The 19098-nt window shown below is 35.1% G+C and carries 20 protein-coding genes and 3 riboswitches; of the genes, 17 read left to right on the forward strand and 3 right to left on the reverse strand.

Annotated elements, in window-relative coordinates; all coding sequences use genetic code 11:
* Positions 1–115 precede the first annotated feature (115 nt).
* Positions 116–559, forward strand: a complete 444-nt coding sequence (locus MKY02_RS09530) for an AraC family transcriptional regulator (RefSeq protein WP_038182529.1) — start codon at positions 116–118, stop codon at positions 557–559.
* A gap of 223 nt (positions 560–782) precedes the next feature.
* Here MKY02_RS09530 and MKY02_RS09535 read toward each other — a convergent pair whose 3' ends face one another.
* Complete coding sequence (locus MKY02_RS09535; RefSeq protein ID WP_081730067.1) at positions 783–1634, reverse strand: lipid II flippase Amj family protein; 852 nt, start codon at positions 1632–1634, stop codon at positions 783–785.
* Between the two features lie 202 nt (positions 1635–1836).
* Here MKY02_RS09535 and MKY02_RS09540 point away from each other — a divergent pair, with 202 nt between their 5' ends.
* From MKY02_RS09540 to MKY02_RS09550, 3 genes are all read left to right on the forward strand, one after another.
* Positions 1837–2928, forward strand: a complete 1092-nt coding sequence (locus tag MKY02_RS09540) for a sensor histidine kinase (RefSeq protein WP_038182527.1) — start codon at positions 1837–1839, stop codon at positions 2926–2928.
* A gap of 3 nt (positions 2929–2931) precedes the next feature.
* The gene (locus tag MKY02_RS09545) at positions 2932–3564 is read left to right on the forward strand and encodes a response regulator transcription factor (protein ID WP_340711058.1); all 633 of its coding nucleotides are present in this window, start codon (positions 2932–2934) and stop codon (positions 3562–3564) included.
* Positions 3565–3696: 132 nt separating this feature from the next.
* Positions 3697–4161, forward strand: coding sequence for an ABC transporter ATP-binding protein (locus tag MKY02_RS09550; RefSeq protein ID WP_340711060.1), 465 nt, complete (start codon positions 3697–3699; stop codon positions 4159–4161).
* Here the strand turns inward: MKY02_RS09550 and MKY02_RS09555 are convergent.
* Positions 4117–4671: a class I SAM-dependent methyltransferase gene (locus tag MKY02_RS09555; RefSeq protein WP_340711062.1), complete on the reverse strand. Its 555-nt coding sequence runs from the start codon at positions 4669–4671 to the stop codon at positions 4117–4119. The genes MKY02_RS09550 and MKY02_RS09555 overlap by 45 nt on opposite strands.
* 233 nt (positions 4672–4904) lie before the next feature.
* On the opposite strand from MKY02_RS09555, the gene MKY02_RS09560 reads away from it, so the two are divergent.
* The 6 genes from MKY02_RS09560 (at position 4905) to ribH (ending at position 10109) form a co-directional block, all read left to right on the forward strand.
* The gene (locus tag MKY02_RS09560; protein WP_038182509.1) at positions 4905–5102 is read left to right on the forward strand and encodes a hypothetical protein; all 198 of its coding nucleotides are present in this window, start codon (positions 4905–4907) and stop codon (positions 5100–5102) included.
* Positions 5103–5380: 278 nt separating this feature from the next.
* Entirely contained in the window at positions 5381–5704 is a 324-nt protein-coding gene (locus tag MKY02_RS09565; protein WP_038182506.1) for a hypothetical protein, read from the forward strand.
* Positions 5705–5885: 181 nt separating this feature from the next.
* A riboswitch (FMN riboswitch) is annotated at positions 5886–6019 on the forward strand.
* A 147-nt stretch (positions 6020–6166) separates the two neighbouring features.
* Positions 6167–6300: riboswitch (FMN riboswitch) on the forward strand.
* 126 nt (positions 6301–6426) lie between these two features.
* A riboswitch (FMN riboswitch) is annotated at positions 6427–6560 on the forward strand.
* A 134-nt stretch (positions 6561–6694) separates the two neighbouring features.
* Positions 6695–7780, forward strand: coding sequence for a bifunctional diaminohydroxyphosphoribosylaminopyrimidine deaminase/5-amino-6-(5-phosphoribosylamino)uracil reductase RibD (ribD, locus tag MKY02_RS09570; protein WP_076035044.1), 1086 nt, complete (start codon positions 6695–6697; stop codon positions 7778–7780).
* Between the two features lie 3 nt (positions 7781–7783).
* Positions 7784–8422, forward strand: coding sequence for a riboflavin synthase (gene ribE / locus MKY02_RS09575; protein WP_076035045.1), 639 nt, complete (start codon positions 7784–7786; stop codon positions 8420–8422).
* 18 nt (positions 8423–8440) lie between these two features.
* Positions 8441–9631, forward strand: coding sequence for a bifunctional 3,4-dihydroxy-2-butanone-4-phosphate synthase/GTP cyclohydrolase II (locus MKY02_RS09580; protein ID WP_076035046.1), 1191 nt, complete (start codon positions 8441–8443; stop codon positions 9629–9631).
* A 13-nt stretch (positions 9632–9644) separates the two neighbouring features.
* On the forward strand, positions 9645–10109 hold the full coding sequence (ribH, locus tag MKY02_RS09585; RefSeq protein ID WP_053415785.1) for a 6,7-dimethyl-8-ribityllumazine synthase: 465 nt from the start codon (positions 9645–9647) through the stop codon (positions 10107–10109).
* A gap of 43 nt (positions 10110–10152) precedes the next feature.
* Here the strand turns inward: ribH and MKY02_RS09590 are convergent, their stop codons facing one another.
* A complete protein-coding gene (locus MKY02_RS09590) occupies positions 10153–10353 on the reverse strand; it encodes a hypothetical protein (protein WP_340711065.1) in 201 nt (66 codons plus the stop codon).
* Between the two features lie 835 nt (positions 10354–11188).
* Between MKY02_RS09590 and MKY02_RS09595 the strand changes: the two genes are divergently transcribed.
* From MKY02_RS09595 to MKY02_RS09625, 7 genes are all read left to right on the forward strand, one after another.
* Positions 11189–11770, forward strand: coding sequence for a branched-chain amino acid aminotransferase (locus tag MKY02_RS09595; RefSeq protein WP_076035048.1), 582 nt, complete (start codon positions 11189–11191; stop codon positions 11768–11770).
* Positions 11771–11847: 77 nt separating this feature from the next.
* Positions 11848–12726, forward strand: coding sequence for an RsmD family RNA methyltransferase (locus tag MKY02_RS09600; RefSeq protein WP_083669601.1), 879 nt, complete (start codon positions 11848–11850; stop codon positions 12724–12726).
* 286 nt (positions 12727–13012) lie between these two features.
* The gene (locus tag MKY02_RS09605; protein ID WP_340711686.1) at positions 13013–13240 is read left to right on the forward strand and encodes a DUF3953 domain-containing protein; all 228 of its coding nucleotides are present in this window, start codon (positions 13013–13015) and stop codon (positions 13238–13240) included.
* 268 nt (positions 13241–13508) lie between these two features.
* Positions 13509–14681, forward strand: coding sequence for an MDR family MFS transporter (locus tag MKY02_RS09610; protein ID WP_340711069.1), 1173 nt, complete (start codon positions 13509–13511; stop codon positions 14679–14681).
* A gap of 217 nt (positions 14682–14898) precedes the next feature.
* Complete coding sequence (locus tag MKY02_RS09615; protein WP_076065374.1) at positions 14899–15369, forward strand: MarR family winged helix-turn-helix transcriptional regulator; 471 nt, start codon at positions 14899–14901, stop codon at positions 15367–15369.
* A 5-nt stretch (positions 15370–15374) separates the two neighbouring features.
* Entirely contained in the window at positions 15375–17099 is a 1725-nt protein-coding gene (locus MKY02_RS09620; RefSeq protein ID WP_076035053.1) for an ABC transporter ATP-binding protein, read from the forward strand.
* Positions 17096–18952, forward strand: a complete 1857-nt coding sequence (locus MKY02_RS09625; RefSeq protein ID WP_076065375.1) for an ABC transporter ATP-binding protein — start codon at positions 17096–17098, stop codon at positions 18950–18952. Before MKY02_RS09620 ends, MKY02_RS09625 begins: the two co-directional genes overlap by 4 nt.
* Positions 18953–19098 lie beyond the last annotated feature (146 nt).

Raw genomic sequence — 19098 nt, forward strand, 5'->3', positions numbered from 1 at the left:
AATTCGTAAATAGAAAGATTGTTACTTTTAAAAAAATGAAGTGTATATATTTTTTAAGCATGTTACATTCGAAATGCACCAAATAAATCCAAAAGAAGAAAGGAAGAAAGAATATATGAAATTTAAAGTTGAAACACTACCTAACTATCGCTTAGCTTATGTGCGACGTGTTGGTCCGTATGGTTCTGCAAATATTGAAGTTATGGAGAAGTTGAAAAAATGGGCAAGAGAGAAAAATCTTTCGTCAATTATACTTGCAATTCAACAAGATAACCCTGAGACAACACTTCCTGAAGACTGTAGATTTGATGCTTGTATTGTGATTTCAGAGGATTATCAAATCGATAATTCAATTTGCGAAGGTGAACTTGCTGGTGGAAAGTACCTTGCTTACGAAGTCAAACATACAGCCGAAGACATTCAAGAAGCATATGCCAATATTTTTATTGATTTACAAATGAATGGATATCAAATTGATAACAAACCTATTTTGGAAAGATACACTGAGGAGATGGTAAACAACCATTATTGCGAAATATGTGTACCGATAAAAGCTTAATAAGTTTGATTAGCTTACTTTACTTGATTTTTACTCCAGTAAGGCACTAAAAATTTATTGGCTATGTTTAATGATATTATTGAAATTCTCTAAAACAATAAGCGTATTCGAGTTATAAATCGAATACGCTTATTGTTTCGAGTGGCGAATGATTAATAAACACCAACTAAGGATAATTTCCAAGTCGGATAGAACTTCGTGGTTAAAAACAAGTCATTACAAATTAAACAATAAATTTCGTAAACCAAGCTACATAATGAGCTCCTGGAATGAAAAAGACTTGTGCTAGTAATGTCCCAAACAATCGGGAAGTCATCATCATAATTGACATACCTTTTAGATTCGAATAACTGCCTCTTTGGTTAATGACGTCATCGGCAAGAATTGATATTCTTGGGTCAATAAAGATGATAAGCAAGATAGTAGCTACCCCGTTAATAAGACCTGAGGCCATAATGGCTGTTGCTTTTCTTTCTGGAGCGATCAACCCAGCGTACAAAGCAGATAATACTCCAATTGTGTAGATAGCTGTGATCACCATATTGATGAAAAATAATTTTACTGGGATATCTTTTAATCGTATATCCTTTACATAAGAAATTTTTGGCAAGTGAATATGCTTTAGTCCGCGTTTTATGTATGCAAATGTGAAGCCCTTTTTAATCAACGACGGAATGGAGCCTCTTTCTTCAGCTAAATGGATAATTGCTCTAGAAAAAATGGCGATAAAAGTTGGGAGTAGTAGAATCCCGATGATAGTACCTATTGTGGAAGATGCAATGATGATCCTAAATTGACTTTCGACAAATTCTAGAGTATTTTCTTTTGGTGCTTTATCAATTAGGCTTCCAGTAAAAGGTTGCTGCATCATATTAGCAAGCCTTGATACCATGACCATCAAGTTAAATAAGGATAAAGCAGAAGCAAGCAGTTTAACTCTTGCACCGGATAATCGGACAGCGTATGCAAGTGTTTCGATACAATGGATAATCAGTATAAACAGTGCAATGAATATTAGTTTCTCAGTAAATAGTTCTGAAATAAAATCACCTTCTCTTAGATGATATATTAGCATAATCAAACGATAAAAACTGATTTTAGACATAAGCAAAGAAAAGATATTTTTATTGATACCATATTTTGTTATTATTACATGTAACACACTAACAATTTTGTGCAGAGAAGATTTAATTATTTCGTTTTTCTTGGTACATTCAAGTGTTAATAATAGGAGAAATTACAGAGTGAAATACTACAATTCAAAGTGAGGTGTAACAGTGCAAGCATTGATTATTCGTTATATTGCGTTGCTTTTTACTATAGGCGTATTAATAATTCATATCTTGCTGAATAGTGGGCCGGTAACAAACACAATCATTATAGCCACAGCTACTTTGTGCTTATATTTTACAATCCCACTTAGTAAAATACCTATCATTAATTATCTCATTATGGTGTTATTAATCCCAATAGGATTGGTACTTTCAATAGATGTTGTTTATTTATTGCCCATGCATGCTTTTTTTATAATGGAGGGAGCTTTTCAACTAAAACATCGGGAACATACAATTTACATAAGTTCGCTTGTCTTCGTTTGTACAGCAATAACTTTATTGAAATATCTTCCTTTTTTAAATTTTGTGTTATTTATTTCGATTTGTATAAGTTCATTCTTTGTAAGTCAACTTTTTTGGAACGTTAAAGAAAAAGGTGATCTTTATACAGGATTGCTTGGGGAATATCGAACGTTAAAGCGCTCTTTTGTAGAGCAAGAACAATTAGCTCGAGCAGAAGAACGCACGAAAATGGCGAGAGATATCCATGATTCAGTGGGACATAAGTTAACAGCTTTGTTAATGCAATTAGAGGTTCTATCCATCGAGAATAATTTGAAAGGTATAAAAGACATAAAAGAATTAGCTAGAGATAGTTTGGATGAAACGAGAAATGCAGTGCGACAGCTGAAAACGGCTGAAGTAAGCGGTATTCAATCTGTTATTCAATTAATACGAAAGCTTGAAATGGAGAGCCATTTACAAATTCGTTTTACTTTTGAAAAAGGTGTGTTAACTTTACCGATTTCCAATAAACAAAGTATTGTTCTCTATCGCGTACTCCAGGAAAGTTTGACGAATGCGATGAAATATAGTGATTCAAAAGAAGTAGAAGTAATCTTAAGACAAAATTCATTACAACAGGTTCATTTTATAGTGAAAAATAAAGTGTTGAAACTAAAGGCTTTTGAATTAGGATTCGGACTCACGAATATGATGGGTAGAGTAGAAGAAATCGGTGGAGAACTTCGTGTCAATCGGACCGAAGATCATTTTATAGTTGAAGGTACATTTCCAATAAAAGAGAGGGAATAGAGAATGGTACATATTTTGATTGTTGAAGATCAGGCTATTGTGCGCAATGGGCTGAAGATGATTGTAGAGCAAGAGCCGGATTTTGAAATTGTTGCGGAAGCAAGTAATGGATTTGAAGCACTGGCTGCACTTGAAAATCATCATATTGATCTCGTACTAATGGATGTCAGAATGCCAGAAATGAATGGGATAGAAGCAACTAAAAGAATCCGCAATCGATTCCCACAAATTAAAGTTTTAGTGTTGACGACGTTTGACGATGAAGAATATGCGTTCGAAATATTAAAAGACGGGGCTAATGGATTTTTGTTAAAATCAGCAGAACCTCATAAATTAATTAGTGCTATCCATAGTGTCCTTGAAGGAGGGCTCGTATTACATGAGGATGTTGCAGCAAAGTTAATGCCTAAATTATTGAAAAAATCGCCTCCATCACAACCAGTTCATACTTTAACTGAACGAGAGCTTGATGTAGTGAGGCTCGTAGGTGAGGGCAAGACAAATAAGGAAATATCAGAAGAATTGTTTTTATCAATTGGTACAGTGAAGAATTATATGACACATATTCTACAGGAACTTGATTTAAGGGATCGTACACAGTTAGCCATTTATGCTGTGAAAAATGATCTCGTATGAGTAATGAAAGAAGCGGCGATTAACTCGTCGCTTTTTTATGTGACTGAGGTCATATCGATTTATGACGTTAGCTAGTCTGCAAGCAATGTGATTTTATTTATAGTGTAATTAAGGAGAGAGGGGATGTAATTTATGATAGAAGTAGTGGATTTAACAAAAACATATAAAAAAGTAAATGTGGTAGATCACGTGAATTTATATATTGAGCCAGGTGAGATTGTGGGGTTACTTGGTCCAAATGGTGCGGGAAAATCGACAGCGATTGCCATGATATCAACGCTTATCAAACCATCAAAGGGTGATGTATTGCTACACCAAAAAAGCGTTATAAATGATCAAGGTTCTTTGCGAGAGGTGTTGGGGGTCGTACCACAAGAAATAGCTTTATATAGTGATTTAACGGCTAGAGAAAATCTGCATTTCTTTGGCAGTATTCATAAAATGCCAAAAGATAAATTGAAAGAGAGAATTGAAATTGTATTAGAAGAAATTGGCCTACAAGATGAAAACAAAAAACTGGTCAAACATTACTCAGGTGGTATGAAACGTCGGTTAAATATTGGAGTGGTGCACATTAAAGCCATGTTCATCAAGTAAAGCAACATACTCGGCCACGCTTGGAAAATACCACGGGAACTCTTCTGCTTTGTATTCATAATCTAGTTCACTAAATGATTGTTGAATTGCTTCCACAATAGATTGAATATTACCTTGCCCACCCAATTCAGCGACAAAGCGACCACCATCTTTTAAAGCTTCATAAATACTTGCAACGGCCTTATCTTGAGATTTCACCCAATGTAAAGCAGCGTTAGAAAAAACTGCATCAAACTGTTTTGAATAACCAAGGTGTTGCGCATCTTTGACGTAGAAGGGAATATGACCAAATTTTTGGTTTGCTTGTTCAATCATTGATTCTGACTGATCAATCCCAATGACTTTTGCACCTAATTCAGCGATTTGTGCAGCTAAATCACCGGTACCACAACCGACATCTAAAATCTGCTCTCCTACTTTTGGATGAAGAAACGAAATTAATCCTTCCCCATATTTTGAAACAAATTGATGTTTTGTATCATATAAAGTTGCATTCCAAGTACTATTCATTTCACTCACTCCTTTTCTTAAGAAAACTATACTGTTAATTGGAATGATATAGAAATAATTAAAAAGTTGATTTTTGATAACGATTTGGAATTAGGTTATTAAGAAGAGCTCCTTTTTTTTACATTGAAAATTAATATATTTAGATAGTTTTGTTCAAGTCATGTTTACAAAATAAATACTAAGAATAAATCAAAAGAAAATGAACAAATTATAGTGGATGGAGGTGAATATAAATGGCGAATAACAACCAAGAAAAGAATAAAGCGAAAAAGAAAAATGACTTAGGTCGTGAAGAATTTGGGTATGGGTTTGATTTGAGTCCAGATGACTTTGATGTAGTTGGACAAAATGATGAAGCACATAAACAACATAATCATGAAGAAAAACAAAAACCGAATAATAAAAATAATGCTAGAAGAATAAATGAATAAGTAAGGTGAATAGAGGAGTGCTACATATAAAACGATATTAAATTGTTTTATTATGTAGTGCTTTTTTATTAGGCATGTTTAAATTTTTGTATGAGAGCAGATAATTTAACTGGTGGGAAAATGTTAGTAAATATTCGATATCATTGTGTCATATACATAAAATATTAAAACGATTTATATAATAGTTTAAGGTTATTTTCAATAGTATGTACACTACGACAGAAATAAATGTGATGAGGTTTTTAAAGCATAATTTTAATAATGAAAAGGAGGATATAATGAGAATAGGATACCGTTCTATTTCCATAATAGTTAACTTATTTCTAGGCTATTTATCTTTTTTTATAGGTTTATTATGGTTCATGACAATAATGTATGCATCGCATTCTTTTGGATTGAGAGTAGACTCTACTTTCGATGATGGTTTACTAGGTGTCTTTTTAATAATATCTATCATTGCAACAGCTATTTATATTCCTGCCTGCATTAATTTAAATAGTATAATAAGGCCGAAATTGGAAATGAGAAAATGGAGTTTTATTGCTTTTATATCCATAGTTTTTATCCTTGGTTTTTGTATTATTACCTTAACTATACAGTGAATTGGTGTTGGTAAATAAAAAAAATTACATTTTCTCATGACATGTAACAGGTCAATATAGCCCAACATATCAAGCTTTTAAGACTAATCTCTTTTTAGTATGTTCTCGATCAATCCAATATAAATTAAAAAACCTCTAGTTTTTAAATAAGTAAAGTGCTATGGTATTTACATACAATATAATAATCCTTCGGGGTCGGGTGAAATTCCCAATCGACGGTGATAAAGTAAAACTTTTAAGCCCGTGAGCCTTTTTTAGGCAGGATATGGTGAGAATCCAAAGCCGACAGTATAGTCTGGATGGGAGAAGGATGTAAAGAATATCAAGGTCTTATTAAATTTATGTAGATTTAATAGGTTTATTTAGCATTGATAATTTATGTCTCCTATCAAACTCCGTAGTGTTCTATGGGGTTTTTTTGATGCCCTAAAACTTATTTGTATTGTTGTTAATTTCATATGTAATATCCTTCGGGGTCGGGTGAAATTCCCAATCGACGGTGATGAAGTAAAACTTCTAAGCCCGTGAGCTTGATAAGAGCAGGATTTGGTGTGAGTCCAAAGCCGACAGTATAGTCTGGATGGGAGAAGGATGTAGAGAATATCGAAGTCTTATTAAAAATAAAGTATTTTAATAGGTTTATTTGCTTATGATATTTTACATAACTCCTATCAAACTCCGTAGAAATCTATGGAGTTTTTTTGATGGAAAAACTAAATAAGTAAGTCCTTCGGGGTCGGGTGAAATTCCCAATCGACGGTGATGAAGTGAATCTTCTAAGCCCGTGAGCTTGATAAGAGCAGGATTTGGTGCGAATCCAAAGCCGACAGTATAGTCTGGATGGGAGAAGGACAGCTAGATTACACGCAATTCCTTTTGAAAAATAGTATTTCATTAGGTTTATTTAGCGATGCGTTTATCTAATACTCTCCCAAACTCCCTAATTTAATTAGAGAGTTTTTTATTTTTCAAAAAGGGAGGTTTATCACAATGCATGACGAGTATTTTATGGATTTAGCGTTGAAATTTGCAACAGTAGGTGAGGATCAAACTTCGCCCAATCCGGTAGTAGGAGCGATCATTGTAAAAGAAGGTGCTGTAGTTGGTTTTGGAGCGCATCTTAGTGCCGGTTCTCATCATGCGGAAGTACATGCACTCAATATGGCCGGGGAAAATGCTGTTGGCAGTACAATGTATGTCACATTAGAGCCTTGTAATCATTATGGTAAAACACCACCATGTACGATGGCCATTTTGAATGCAGGTATAAAAAAAGTAGTGGTAGCAACACTCGATCCAAATCCCAAAGTAGCTGGCACTGGTGTAACAAAGCTAAAGGATGCTGGCATTGAAGTGGAAGTGGGGCTTTGTGAAGCCGAAGCTGTGAAATTAAATAAAGCTTATTTTCATTTTATGAAGCAGAAGTTGCCTTTTGTTACGTTAAAGCAAGCTATTACATTGGATGGCAAGATTGCTACCGTTCATGGAAAAAATGAAAATATCACAGGTAAAGAAGTGCAGGAGGATGTTCATCGAAAAAGAGGGCAAACGGATGCGATCTTAGTTGGTGTTGGGACGGTGTTAATAGATGACCCATTACTAACAAATCGATTTACAGAAAGTAAAAAACAACCGATTCGAATCATTTTGGACACGCATTTAAGAACACCTATAAATGCTAAGGTTATCACTGATCAAACAACGCAGACATGGATTGTTGTTGGGCTTGAAGTTACCCCTGATCATATCACCAGCTTTGCACAAGACAATGTACAAGTAATCCAACTTAAAACAAAAACAATCGCAATCCAGGACGTCCTTCAAGAGCTGGCAAGGCGAAATATCGTCACCCTTTATGTAGAAGGGGGGCAGCGTATAAATACGAGTTTTATCAATTCAGGTCTAGTTAATGAAATGATTACTTACATAGCACCAAAACTAGTAGGTGACCATGATGGAATGGGGATGTTGGAAGATTTAGAAGTAAAAAGCATGGCTGATGCTGTCCCACTAAAACTGCAGCAAGTGGATCGAATTGGTGATGTAATTAAAGTGATTTCGGGAGTGGGGGTATAGCGTATGTTCACAGGAATTATTGAGGCAAAAGGAAAAATTACAGAGCTGAAAAAAGATGCAGAGAGTATGAAATTTACTATTGAAGCTCAAGACATCATGTTGGATATGCAACTTGGCGATAGTGTAGCAGTAAACGGCGTATGCCTAACCGTTTCGCATTTCACACTTCACGAATTCACGTTAGATGTCATGCCAGAAACGGTCAAAGCGACAACAATTCACTCCTTAAAAGTAGGGCAGTTGGTGAATTTAGAAAGAGCAATGGCTGCAAATGGGCGATTTGGCGGTCACTTCGTTTCAGGTCATGTTGATGGGACAGGGACTATTATCAGAAAAACAAAGCAAGCAAATGCAGTCTACATTGACATCGCTATCTCTAGAGAACTGAGTGATTTGTGTATACCAAGGGGTTCCGTAGCCATTGATGGAACAAGCTTGACGATTTTTGAAAAACATCCTGAAAAATTGACTGTATCTCTTATTCCACATACGTATCAAGAAACGATTTTCGCACTGAAGGAAACGGGACAACAAGTGAATATCGAAACAGATATGCTAGGCAAATATATTATTCATCAATTACAGAATAACGATAGTACTTCAGCAATTACAATGGATTTTTTACAACAAAACGGATATTAAAACGGGCGGTGTATAGCAATGTTTCACTCAATTGAAGAAGCATTAAAGGATTTAAAAGAAGGCAAAATGATCATCGTCGTTGATGATGAAAATCGTGAAAATGAAGGGGATTTAGTAGCACTTGCAGAATATGCAACGCCAGAAAATATTAACTTTATGGCAACGCATGCAAGAGGTCTAATTTGTACACCAATCACAGAAAAAATCGCAACAGAGCTCAACTTACATCCAATGGTGTCCAATAATACGGATCACCATCAAACGGCATTTACAGTAAGTATTGATCATTGTAATGCAAAGACGGGTATTAGTGCATTTGAGCGTTCGCAAACGATTCAACATTTATTGAATCCCAATGCATTAGCTGATGATTTTAAAAGACCGGGTCACGTTTTTCCGTTAGTTGCTAAAAGAAATGGCGTATTAGAAAGACCTGGTCATACAGAAGCGGCAGTAGATTTGGCGAAAGCATGCGGCGCTATTCCAGCAGGTTTTATCTGTGAAATAATGGGGGATAGCGGGGAGATGTCTACTGGACAAGAGCTAATAGACTTCGCCCAAAAACATCAGTTAAAAATGATTACGATTGAAAGTTTAATTCAATATCGTTACATCCAAGAAGAGCTAGTCACTAGAGCAGCTAATGTACAACTTCCGACAAGCTATGGCCATTTCAATTTGATTGGCTATGAAAACGACATCGACAAATTCGAACATGTAGCACTTGTTAAAGGGGACATAAATATTGTTGAAGCTCCGATTGTGCGCGTTCACTCATCTTGTTTGACAGGAGATATTTTTCATTCGGAAAGATGTGATTGCGGTCCTCAGTTGGAACAGGCCTTAAAAGTCATCGAGACTGAAGGGGCAGGTGTTGTGTTGTATATGCAACAAGAGGGTAGAGGTATCGGTTTGATAAATAAGCTACGTACTTATGAGTTACAAGAGCAGGGCTTTGATACAGTTGAAGCCAATGTAAAGTTGGGTTTTCCTGCAGATGCACGTGACTATGCATTAGCAGCTCAAATGCTAAAAAATTTAGGTATATCAAAAGTTCGCCTATTAACGAACAACCCAGATAAAGTTCAAAGCCTAGAAGCATACGGCATTGAAGTTGTCGAAAGAATGTCGATTGAAATTGAAGCTGTAGCAAGCAATTTATTTTATTTAGAAACTAAAAAAGAAAAGATGAATCATCTTATTTCGTAAAGGGGATCTTAAAATGGGAAAAGTATTTGAAGCACAATTAATTGGAACAGATTTAAAAATTGGTATTGTAGTAGGTAGGTTCAATGAGTTTATCACAAGTAAATTACTAGGTGGCGCAATGGACGGGTTAGTACGACATGGCGTTTCAGAAGACAATATTGATGTTGCGTGGGTACCTGGTGCATTTGAAGTGCCCTTTATAGCAAAGCAAATGGTAGAGAAAGGTGACTACGACGCAGTAATAGGTTTGGGGACGGTTATACGTGGTTCCACTTCACATTATGATTATGTGTGCAATGAAGCAGCAAAAGGAATTGCCAATGTTTCGTTAAATACAAATGTACCCGTTATTTTCGGTATAGTCACAACAGAAAATATTGAACAAGCAATCGAACGCTCAGGTACGAAATCAGGCAATAAAGGCTATGATTCTGCAATTGCAGCGATTGAAATGGCTAATTTAAAGCGTCTATTTTAAAAATAAGGCACTCCTACGATATTGTAGAAGTGCTTTTTACATATCAGCCATAATACCAGCCGCTTGCATCCATTAACATGAGAATCAAGGGTATGATACCTAGTGTGAAGCAGGCAATCGTTAATATTTTTGCTTGTCTAGCTTCTCGTTTATTTCCTTCATGAAGGTGTTCTATAAATGAAATTTTAAAATAATAGCTCAGTATTAATAATAGAATAGGACTATACATAATTATTGTACTCAAAAAATCACCTCTATTTCCAAATTTATCATAAATATAATTATATCAAAATATAAATGTATTGAAAGCCTTCGTTTACAGCTACAATAGAAAAGCACCTCCAATTGTAGACTTAAGTCTAACAATTGAGGTGCAGTTCAGTTCTAACCTTTAGAGATATTATTCGAAATTATAATTCAACGATTTAATTAAAATTTATGTTTAAGTTCTTTTTCAATATTCTCTAGTGCCTTTTTCATTTTCTCTCTTGTTTCTGGATTATTTGGATCTAAAATACATTCTTCTGGAATATTCGCATGATCTCCATTATAATCGATTTCTTATCTTGTAGCGGAAAAAGGCTATAACAAAGATTGCACATAATGACATTATTCAATTTGAGTATCGTTCTTTAAATAATGAAGCTAATATAAAATCATCTGACCTCAAACACTATGAACCCTATTAATTTCAAGGAAATCAACAATAAAGTTAAACATAGCCAAAATTAATAAAAAGAGCACTGCTCATATTAATGAATGGATGTAGGTAAGTATAAGGAATATGGAGGGTTAAGATAAGAGTAACTCAGTATTAATTATAGAGAAATCGAATCTGATTTATTCTTTTGTTGAAAGTAAAACTAGGCAATAGTTCAAAGTGATCGGTATGCTGAAAACCAATTATATTAATCCACCATTACAAATGTTGAATCTAATAATTCATCTCAAATCAAAAAACTTATGTCATGATAAAACTGAATACATATAAATTAAAGGCTTAACAGTTCAATTTAGGCTATACTAGGGTATGAGAGGAATCCAATTCAATTCCTTTCAAGTAAAGGAGCTGACTTAAATTGTTAAAACAACAAATTGAAAATTATATTGCAAATCATATAAGTGAAAACAAAATTGAGTTGTTTGATATTGAAAAGGAATTCGCAGAAAAACATGAATTACTTCCTAGTGGGGTAGCTGTTACTGAAAAGACATTTTACATAAATGCTCTTGAACGCTGTAATAAAGAGACGGAAGAATTAATCTCTGCGGAAAGTACTGCTTTCTTGCAGAAACCAATTTCATATTTGAAAGAACAAGCAAATGAATTTGTTTATGTAGAATCTAGTAATTTTGAGTTAATCCGCATGGACGCTGTAGCGCTAGAATTTGATGATGTTTTTGAAACATATACAGCCTTATTTGGATTGAAATTACAAAAGAAATTCTGCGAGGCTATAAAAACTTATTTGAATACGAATTTACATGGAGATAATGCGAAATACAGTGTCATGTTTTCCGCTGAAGATGGTTTATGGGACGTAAATGTACCATTAGACTATATAGAAGGATTCAGCGAAGCGAAATCGTTTGAAGAAATCTATAACATGATTTATCGCTTCTTCTTCAAATTAGTTGAAGAGATTGAGGAAGCACAGTGAAGGATGGGAAATGATTGAGTAACAGAGAATTTATTTACACATATTCAGGGCATAAAGATGAATATGATTTGTGTCGAATGGAGATGCGATCATTTTTTGGATTTGACGTCCTTTCAAATGTGTTGAAAAGTACAATAGAGATAGATCCAAGTAGAAGTCCCTTTATGAAAGAACGCCTTGAAGTAATATATGAAGGTGAGAGCTTCGAACAAATAGCGGACTTAGTTGAACAACTTGACCTAGATTATGCAACATTTAAAGTTGTTTGTTTGAATGACTCTGAGCTTGGTTCTATGAAAAAGGTAGGCCACTCAAAACGACGAGAAATCGAACGTAACATTGGTTTACGTATTAAAGGTGAACCTGATTTAGATCAACCTGAAACTGTATTTGGTGTCGTTATGATAGATAACAAATGGTATTTTGGTAAATTAGAAGTCAGTGAACCTATTTGGCTTCACCACCAGCAAAAACCGCATATGTATTCAACGGCACTAAATACACGTGTCGCAAGAGCAGTTGCAAATATTGCAGTTCCGCATCCTAACGGGGTTCGTGCAATTGATCCATGTTGTGGAATTGGGACTGTATTAGTTGAAGCATTATCGATGGGAATTGATATCGTAGGACGTGATATTAATCGACGTGTAGTGCTAGGTTCAAGAAAGAATATCGCCCATTTCGGACTAGAAGGCAATGTAACTACTGGACCAATTTCAGAGATTGAAGACAATTATGATGTTGCAATCATTGATATGCCGTACAATTTATTTACACATATTACTGTTGAAGAACAGCTTGATATAGTGAAGCAGGCTCGCCGATTCACCAAAAAGGTTGTTATAGTAACGATTGATACAATGGACCATATGATTGAAGAAGCTGGTTTTGAAATTATCGATCGCTGTGAAGCAAGAAAAGGAACTTTTTCTAGACAAGTATTGGTTTGTAAATAAAGTATGACCCTTATGCTATAAGGAACACTTTGTTCTTCTAGCATAAGGTTTTTTTTATTTAAAGCCCTGTTTAATTTTTTTGTTGATACAGATGGAGGATGTAGCCACACATTTGCGGAGGAAAGTCGCTTAGTCCCAATAAACGAAACAAACGTAGCGTATCATTGAGAAAAACGATAGAATAAGAGGTTTTTTAGGAATGTTTGTAGAATAATAATCTTTAATGAAAGAAAAACAAATTGTGATAGTAAATAAAAAAGCTGAATGGGGGGGATAAACTTTGTTAATGATCTTACGCATTCTATTTTCAATTATTGCATTAGCATTGGCTGGTTATGGACTAATTACAAAAAATTTCGAGTTTCAAGTATATATGATATTATTTTTAGGCTTAACAATGTTGGTAATGGGAATACAGGATTTCAAAAAGAGGGAAAAATTTAAAGGTTGGTTATTTATGATAGTGTTTGCATTTTCACTAATCGTAGTTATTCAAAGTTTTATATTAGTTTAGAGGGTGATTATTATTAATAACCCCACGATAGAAACAAGAAGCGTGTTCGATATATTTATCGAGTACGCTTCTTATTTTGATAAAAACAACATTGAAGTAAAAAAGAGTCTTATTAAAAGTTAAATCTTAGACACCCTTTGCCTAATATACAGCAATATTTCAAAATAATTAAAGTAGTGAAAATATAATACTATTCATATATATATGGACGGTGTTATATTTGTTGAAAAGTTCTAAAATTAATTATTTGAAAGTGAAGTGCTTATAATTGAGATTTCTCCAACAGTTTCATCCATTAGTATGGATTATTTTAGGCGGTACAGTATTTACACGTATCGCGAGCTTTATGGCTATGCCCTTTTTAGCGCTTTATCTACATAAAGATTTAGGAGCAGGACCTTTACTTATAGGTATAACGATAGGAATTGCCCCATTACTATCTACTATAGGGGGCTTTATCGGCGGTTATTTGACTGACCGATTTGGTAGAAAACGAATTCTATTAATCACGGTTTTTGTTTGGAGTACGGTATTTATAGGATTCGCTACGACAAATATAGTTGCTATGTTCATAGTCTTAAATGCTATCAATGGTTTATGTCGTTCATTTTTTGAACCGGCTACACAAGCATTAATGATTGATTTTACACCACAAGAAAAAAGAAAACGTCTCTTTTCATTACGATATACAGCAATTAATATAGCTGCTGTTATAGGTCCTGTTGTTGGAGTATATATTGCCAGCCTGTCAAGTCCAAGCGTACCTTTTTTGTTTACAGGCGCTATGTACTGCGTATACGGAATCTTTTTGATGATTGTATTGAATCGATATGAAATGAAACAGCAAAAACTAGCAACACAAATTCAAATACATCATATGTTTCGTATTATTTTATCGAATCGAAAAATGCAGCTGTTTGTTGCAGGTGCGATATTGATAAACTTTGGATATTCTCAGTTCGATTCCACATTACCTCAATTGGTCGAATTGACTGTTGAGGATGGAGTAAAACTTTACTCATTATTAATAGCACTTAATGCTGCGGTCGTTCTTATTTTGCAATTACCGATTAGTATTTATTCGGAGCGATATTCAACGAAATTCACACTATTATTGGGTATAGGATTCTTTGTAGCGGGATTAGCTTTATTTGGCGTGGCAAATAGTAGTCTTATATTTGTTATTGGGATGGTATTGTTTACTATAGGTGAGATCTTTGTTTTCCCAACAATGAATGTCCTAATTGATGAAATTGCACCAGAAACACAAAAAGCAAGCTTTTTAGGGGCTGCCCAAATCAAGAACTTAGGAAGCTTCATCGGACCAGTCATTGGCGGGTGGCTGTTAGTGCATTTCCAAGATCAACTCTTCTTATTGGTAGCGTTGATTGTACTATCTAGTGCAGCTTTTTATAAGACGGCGATGAATATGAAACATTAAAGTTAACTTGAATATGTAAAATAACCTGGTTAAAGGACAGTATTAAAAAAGCCCTCTAACTGGGTTTTCTTTTGCGGTTTTAGTAATGAAAATAGTTTACCAAATGCAACGCTTTTCTCTTGATTGATCTTCAATAAAAAGGTAAATTTAATTGTGCTATTATAGAACTGTTCGTAATGGAACTGTTTGTAATGAAAGGAAAAAGGAGTGGGGGATTTTGAGTCTAGAAAAGGACGTTGGTATAAGGTCTGAAAAGTTATTACATTCATTTTGGCATGTGAACCATTGTATTAGGAGAATAGTGCAAAGAACGGCATTAGAAAATGATCTTACGATTCCTCAATATGCTCTATTAATAACGCTTGCACCATTTGAAGAGATGACTCAAAAACAGTTAGGGAAGGCAACGTTTTTTCCGAAAAGTACATTAAGTCAAGCTGTTGATGGGCTTGTGCAGGCTGAATTGATTCATAGAAATCCTGTAGAAGATAACCGAAGAGAAATGTTGTTGACTCTTAGTACTAAAGGTCAATTACTTTATAACAAGATACAAAGCCAAGAGAGTAGTATTCTCCAAGCTTTTGAGTCAGCGACTGAGTCACTCAGTGAAAAACAATATGATGATCTTCTAACATCACAACGTCAAATAATCACTTTATTAGAAGAGGCTATAGAAAGAGGAGAATGATTTGAGTGCTTAAACTACTAAAAAACCTAACAGTTTATAAGTGGATTGTTCTAGCGGTGGTTGGACTTGTATTCGTTCAATCCATGGCTGATCTGTATTTACCTACTCTAATGTCAGATATTATTGATAAGGGGGTAGTAGTAGGTGATAAAAAGTATATTTTGGAAATCGGTGGATTAATGCTTTTAGTGGCTGCATTCGGTGTGTGCGCATCGATTGTTGCAAGCTATTACTCATCAAAAGCTGCAATGGGTTTCGGTCGTGATGTCCGCCGAAAAGTGTTTAATCATGTTGAGGAATTTTCACTTCAAGATTTTGATGAGGTTGGAACAGCATCACTGATTACAAGAACAACAAATGATATAACTCAAGTACAGCAAGTAGTGATCATGTTACTACGAATGGTTGTAAGTGCACCGATTATGTTTGTTGGCGGATTAATAATGGCTCTATCAAAGGATGCAAAATTATCGCTTATTATCGTAGCGACAATCCCTGTACTAATGGGCGCAGTTATTTTCATCATGTCAAAAGGAATACCTCTTTTTAAATTAGTGCAAACACGTTTAGATCGTTTGAATTTAGTGTTACGAGAAAATTTAACAGGAATCCGCGTTATCCGTGCTTTTAATCGAGAAAAGCAAGAAAAAGTTCGTTTACAAAAGGCTAATAAAGATTTAATGGACGTTTCTATCAAAGTCAATAAAGTGATGGCGTTTTTAATGCCTGTTATGATGCTTGTGATGAATTTAACAGTTGTTGGCATCATTTGGTTTGGTGGAATTCGTATCGATAACGGTGGTATGCAGATCGGGGACTTGATGGCTTTTATTCAATACGTCATGCAAATCATGTTTGCTCTTGTTATGGCATCTATGATGTTTGTTATGATTCCGAGAGCAGCAGTATCTGCTAAACGTATTAATGAAGTGTTAGATAAGAAACCAACAATACTTAATGAAGGGTCTAAAGCTGTAGACCAAGAGCGAGGAACACTTGAATTTGACAACGTCTCTTTTACTTATCCAGGAGCAGAAGAGCCTGTTTTATCTAATATTAGTTTCAATGCTAAGTCAGGAGAAATTACTGCAATCATAGGGGGGACCGGTGCTGGTAAATCAACACTTGTGAATCTAATCCCCCGTTTTTATGATGTTACTAGTGGAACGATTCGAGTAAATGGTGTGGATCTAAAAGAGACATCAATCGATGAGGTGCGTTCTAAGATTGGTTATGTACCGCAAAAAGCACTGCTTTTTACAGGTACGATTGCTGAAAATATTCGCTTTGGCAAAGAAGATGCTACGCAAGAAGATATTGAACATGCTGCGCGTATAGCCCAAGCAGAAGATTTTATAAGCAAAATGGAAAATGGTTATGAATCTGAGATTTCTCAAGGTGGTTCAAATGTATCTGGTGGTCAAAAACAACGACTTTCTATTGCAAGAGCGTTAGTAAGAAAACCGGATATTTATATATTCGATGATAGCTTTTCAGCGCTTGATTACAAAACAGATGCAAGTCTACGTGCTGCATTAAAAGAAGAAACGAAGGATGCAACCATGCTACTTGTTGCTCAGCGTGTCAGTACCGTAGTTGATGCAGATCGAATCATCGTTTTAGATAAAGGCGAAATAGCTGGTATAGGTACACATAAAGAGTTGCTTGAAGAAAATGAAGTTTATCGTGAAATCGTTAAATCACAGCTCTCAGAGGAGGAAATCGCATGAGTAAGCATAGAAAAACGCAACCTCAAGGCGGCGGTCCAATGGGGAATGGCGGTAATATGATGATGGCGGGGCAAAAAGCTAAAGATTTTAAAGGTACGTTTAGACGTTTGCTGAGCTTTTTAAAACCATATCGTAATCGATTACTTATCGTATTTTTAGCAGCAATTATGAGTACTGTTTTCATGGTTGTAGGGCCAAAGCTAATGGGGAATGCAATCACTGAATTATTTGAAGGGGCATATAGCAAATTCAAAGGAGTACCAGGAGCTGAAATCGACTTCCATGCTATTGGACAATTGTTAATGTTACTTGCGGGACTTTATGTTATTAGCAGTTTGTTTTCGTATATTCAACAGTATATTATGTCTAGTGTCGCTCAAAAGACAGTTTATGATTTAAGAACAGAAATCAATGAAAAGCTAGAGAAGCTTCCATTGAAATATTATGACGGACGTGCAAATGGAGAGACTTTAAGTAGAGTAACAAATGACATTGATACAATTGGCAGTACGCTACAGCAAAGTGTGACACAATTCATCACTTCGATCGTAACCATAATAGGGATTATTATCATGATGTTAACAATCAGCCCGTTGTTGACGTTAATATCAATTGTAAGCCTACCTCTTTCAATTTTCGTTATTAAACCAATTTTGAAAAGGTCCCAAAAACATTTTGCAGATCAACAAAAAACACTTGGCCAGTTAAATGGTCATATTGAAGAAATGTATACAGGCCACCAAGTCGTTAAAGTATTTGGACATGAGAAAAAAGCAGTCGCAGAATTCGATGAAGTAAATGAAAAATTATATCAAGCAGGTCGTAAAGCACAATTTATCTCGGGAATGATCATGCCATTAATGTCTTTCATCGGGAATTTAAGTTATGTCATCATTAGTGTTGTTGGTGGTATTTTAGTAACGCAGCGTGCGATTTCAATCGGGGATATACAAGCATTTATTACGTATACTCGACAGTTTACCCAGCCTATTGCACAAACAGCGAACATTGCAAACATTATCCAATCAACAATTGCAGCAGCGGAACGTGTTTTTGAACTACTAGATGAAGAAGAGGAAGTAAAAGAAGTGACATCTTCTAGTTTAACAAAAGCAAAAGGTGCCGTTACTTTCGAGAATGTTAGTTTCGGATATGGCAAGGAACTATTAATAGAAGACATGAATATTGAAGTACTTCCAGGTCAAACAGTTGCCATTGTAGGTCCAACAGGAGCTGGTAAGACGACCCTGATCAATTTGTTAATGAGATTTTATGAGTTAAATGACGGGAAAATCAAAATAGATGGTATTGATACACGTAACATATCTCGCGAAAACCTCCGCAAAACATTTGGCATGGTGCTTCAGGATACTTGGCTTTTTAATGGAACAATTAAAGAAAACTTAGCTTTTGGAAAAGAAAATGCGACAGATGAAGAAATATTCTTGGCTGCCCAAACAGCTCGAGCAGATCACTTCATTCGTACACTTCCAGACGGTTATAATACCGTTTTAAATGAAGAAGCATCAAACATTTCGCAAGGACAAAAGCAGCTCTTAACTATTGCTCGAGCTGTACTTGCGGATCCTCCGATCATGATTTTAGACGAAGCAACTTCAAGTGTTGATACACGTACAGAATTACTGATCCAACAGGCGATGAATCGTTTAATGGAAGGGCGAACTAGCTTTGTTATTGCACATCGTCTTTCCACTATCAGAGACGCTGACTTGATCCTAGTGATGAATCAAGGTAAAGTGATTGAACAAGGAACACATCAAGATTTGTTAGAAGAAGACGGTTTTTATGCTGACCTTTATAACAGTCAATTTTCAAATAAAAAAGCAATGTAATAAATGTAGCCTTGATTCTAATTTGGAATCAAGGCTTTTAAAATTTTGAGAACAGAATAGTCAGTAATATTAGAATTGTATAAAATAATAAATAACAATATAATAAAAGAATAGCTTAATATATTTGCAGAAATTACAGTCCGAAT

This window comes from Viridibacillus sp. FSL R5-0888 (genome assembly GCF_038009105.1).
In the GTDB taxonomy this organism is placed as follows: Bacteria; Bacillota; Bacilli; order Bacillales_A; family Planococcaceae; genus Viridibacillus; species Viridibacillus arenosi.

What these genes read in the sequence shown, in the direction of transcription:
- MKY02_RS09605 (WP_340711686.1), top strand. Translation starts at nt 13,013, where the DNA reads ATGATCTTACGCATTCTATTTTCAATTATTGCATTAGCATTGGCTGGT.
- MKY02_RS09580 (WP_076035046.1), top strand. Translation starts at nt 8,441, where the DNA reads ATGTTTCACTCAATTGAAGAAGCATTAAAGGATTTAAAAGAAGGCAAA.
- ribD (WP_076035044.1), top strand. Translation starts at nt 6,695, where the DNA reads ATGCATGACGAGTATTTTATGGATTTAGCGTTGAAATTTGCAACAGTA.
- ribH (WP_053415785.1), top strand. Translation starts at nt 9,645, where the DNA reads ATGGGAAAAGTATTTGAAGCACAATTAATTGGAACAGATTTAAAAATT.
- MKY02_RS09535 (WP_081730067.1), bottom strand. Translation starts at nt 1,634, where the DNA reads ATGCTAATATATCATCTAAGAGAAGGTGATTTTATTTCAGAACTATTT.
- MKY02_RS09550 (WP_340711060.1), top strand. Translation starts at nt 3,697, where the DNA reads ATGATAGAAGTAGTGGATTTAACAAAAACATATAAAAAAGTAAATGTG.
- MKY02_RS09555 (WP_340711062.1), bottom strand. Translation starts at nt 4,671, where the DNA reads ATGAATAGTACTTGGAATGCAACTTTATATGATACAAAACATCAATTT.
- MKY02_RS09545 (WP_340711058.1), top strand. Translation starts at nt 2,932, where the DNA reads ATGGTACATATTTTGATTGTTGAAGATCAGGCTATTGTGCGCAATGGG.
- MKY02_RS09560 (WP_038182509.1), top strand. Translation starts at nt 4,905, where the DNA reads ATGGCGAATAACAACCAAGAAAAGAATAAAGCGAAAAAGAAAAATGAC.
- MKY02_RS09530 (WP_038182529.1), top strand. Translation starts at nt 116, where the DNA reads ATGAAATTTAAAGTTGAAACACTACCTAACTATCGCTTAGCTTATGTG.
- MKY02_RS09565 (WP_038182506.1), top strand. Translation starts at nt 5,381, where the DNA reads ATGAGAATAGGATACCGTTCTATTTCCATAATAGTTAACTTATTTCTA.
- MKY02_RS09600 (WP_083669601.1), top strand. Translation starts at nt 11,848, where the DNA reads ATGGAGATGCGATCATTTTTTGGATTTGACGTCCTTTCAAATGTGTTG.
- ribE (WP_076035045.1), top strand. Translation starts at nt 7,784, where the DNA reads ATGTTCACAGGAATTATTGAGGCAAAAGGAAAAATTACAGAGCTGAAA.
- MKY02_RS09625 (WP_076065375.1), top strand. Translation starts at nt 17,096, where the DNA reads ATGAGTAAGCATAGAAAAACGCAACCTCAAGGCGGCGGTCCAATGGGG.